Origin of the sequence: Kitasatospora sp. NPDC057223, assembly GCF_042669755.1 — a bacterium.
Lineage (GTDB): Bacteria > Actinomycetota > Actinomycetes > Streptomycetales > Streptomycetaceae > Kitasatospora.
In genome coordinates this window covers 1-2715 of sequence record NZ_JBHUWW010000288.1, presented here as the reverse complement: position 1 = coordinate 2715, position 2715 = coordinate 1, and the positions used below count along the sequence as shown (strand labels likewise).

Annotated in this window: 1 rRNA gene; it reads left to right on the top strand. The window is 53.6% G+C overall.

The window, feature by feature from the left end:
- Nucleotides 1-57: 57 nt before the first annotated feature.
- Nucleotides 58-2715: ribosomal RNA gene (locus tag ACFUK0_RS40050) — 23S ribosomal RNA — on the top strand; the annotation flags it as partial.

Sequence of the window (2715 nt, the reverse complement as noted above, 5' to 3'; positions counted from 1 at the left end):
AGAAGTAAATCACATACCATTAGTAATGCAAGATATCACGTAGTGATTCTTTTTAACGGTTAAGTTAGAAAGGGCGCACGGTGGATGCCTTGGCACTAGGAGCCGATGAAGGACGGGACGAACACCGATATGCTTCGGGGAGCTGTAAGCAAGCTTTGATCCGGAGATTTCCGAATGGGGAAACCCACCACTCGTAATGGAGTGGTATCCATATCTGAATACATAGGATATGAGAAGGCAGACCCGGGGAACTGAAACATCTAAGTACCCGGAGGAAGAGAAAGCAAATGCGATTCCCTGAGTAGCGGCGAGCGAAACGGGATTAGCCCAAACCAAGAGGCTTGCCTCTTGGGGTTGTAGGACACTCTGTACGGAGTTACAAAGGAACGAGGTAGATGAAGAGGTCTGGAAAGGCCCGCCATAGGAGGTAACAGCCCTGTAGTCAAAACTTCGTTCTCTCCTGAGTGGATCCTGAGTACGGCGGAACACGTGAAATTCCGTCGGAATCCGGGAGGACCATCTCCCAAGGCTAAATACTCCCTAGTGACCGATAGTGAACCAGTACCGTGAGGGAAAGGTGAAAAGCACCCCGGAAGGGGAGTGAAAGAGATCCTGAAACCGTGTGCCTACAAGTAGTCAGAGCCCGTTAACGGGTGATGGCGTGCCTTTTGTAGAATGAACCGGCGAGTTACGATCCCGTGCAAGGTTAAGCAGAAGATGCGGAGCCGCAGCGAAAGCGAGTCTGAATAGGGCGCATGAGTACGTGGTCGTAGACCCGAAACCAGGTGATCTACCCATGTCCAGGGTGAAGTTCAGGTAACACTGAATGGAGGCCCGAACCCACGCACGTTGAAAAGTGCGGGGATGAGGTGTGGGTAGCGGAGAAATTCCAATCGAACCTGGAGATAGCTGGTTCTCTCCGAAATAGCTTTAGGGCTAGCCTCAAGGTAAGAGTCTTGGAGGTAGAGCACTGATTGGACTAGGGGCCCCTACCGGGTTACCGAATTCAGTCAAACTCCGAATGCCAATGACTTATCCTTGGGAGTCAGACTGCGAGTGATAAGATCCGTAGTCGAAAGGGAAACAGCCCAGACCGCCAGCTAAGGTCCCAAAGTATACGTTAAGTGGAAAAGGATGTGGAGTTGCTTAGACAACCAGGATGTTGGCTTAGAAGCAGCCACCATTTAAAGAGTGCGTAATAGCTCACTGGTCGAGTGACTCTGCGCCGAAAATGTACCGGGGCTAAACGTATCACCGAAGCTGCGGACTGTTCTTCGAACAGTGGTAGGAGAGCGTTCTAAGGGCTGTGAAGCCAGACCGGAAGGACTGGTGGAGCGCTTAGAAGTGAGAATGCCGGTATGAGTAGCGAAAGAGGGGTGAGAATCCCCTCCACCGAATGCCTAAGGTTTCCTGAGGAAGGCTCGTCCGCTCAGGGTTAGTCGGGACCTAAGCCGAGGCCGAAAGGCGTAGGCGATGGACAACAGGTTGATATTCCTGTACCACCTCCTCACCATTTGAGCAATGGGGGGACGCAGGAGGATAGGGTAAGCGCGGTATTGGATATCCGCGTCCAAGCAGTTAGGCTGGGAAATAGGCAAATCCGTTTCCCATAAGGCTGAGCTGTGATGGCGAGCGAAATATAGTAGCGAAGTTCCTGATTCCACACTGCCAAGAAAAGCCTCTAGCGAGGTGAGAGGTGCCCGTACCGCAAACCGACACAGGTAGGCGAGGAGAGAATCCTAAGGTGATCGAGAGAACTCTCGTTAAGGAACTCGGCAAAATGACCCCGTAACTTCGGGAGAAGGGGTGCTCTGTTAGGGTGCAAGCCCGAGAGAGCCGCAGTGAATAGGCCCAGGCGACTGTTTAGCAAAAACACAGGTCTCTGCGAAGCCGTAAGGCGAAGTATAGGGGCTGACGCCTGCCCGGTGCTGGAAGGTTAAGAGGAGCGCTTAGCGTAAGCGAAGGTGCGAATTGAAGCCCCAGTAAACGGCGGCCGTAACTATAACGGTCCTAAGGTAGCGAAATTCCTTGTCGGGTAAGTTCCGACCCGCACGAAAGGCGCAACGATCTGGGCACTGTCTCAACGAGAGACTCGGTGAAATTATAGTACCTGTGAAGATGCAGGTTACCCGCGACAGGACGGAAAGACCCCGTGGAGCTTTACTGCAGCCTGATATTGAATGTTGGTACAGCTTGTACAGGATAGGTAGGAGCCTTGGAAACCGGAGCGCCAGCTTCGGTGGAGGCATCGGTGGGATACTACCCTGGCTGTATTGACCTTCTAACCCGCCGCCCTTATCGGGCGGGGAGACAGTGTCAGGTGGGCAGTTTGACTGGGGCGGTCGCCTCCTAAAAGGTAACGGAGGCGCCCAAAGGTTCCCTCAGAATGGTTGGAAATCATTCGCAGAGTGTAAAGGCACAAGGGAGCTTGACTGCGAGACCTACAAGTCGAGCAGGGACGAAAGTCGGGCTTAGTGATCCGGTGGTTCCGCATGGAAGGGCCATCGCTCAACGGATAAAAGCTACCCCGGGGATAACAGGCTTATCTCCCCCAAGAGTCCACATCGACGGGGAGGTTTGGCACCTCGATGTCGGCTCATCGCATCCTGGGGCTGTAGTCGGTCCCAAGGGTTGGGCTGTTCGCCCATTAAAGCGGTACGCGAGCTGGGTTCAGAACGTCGTGAGACAGTTCGGTCCCTATCCGCTGTGCGCGTA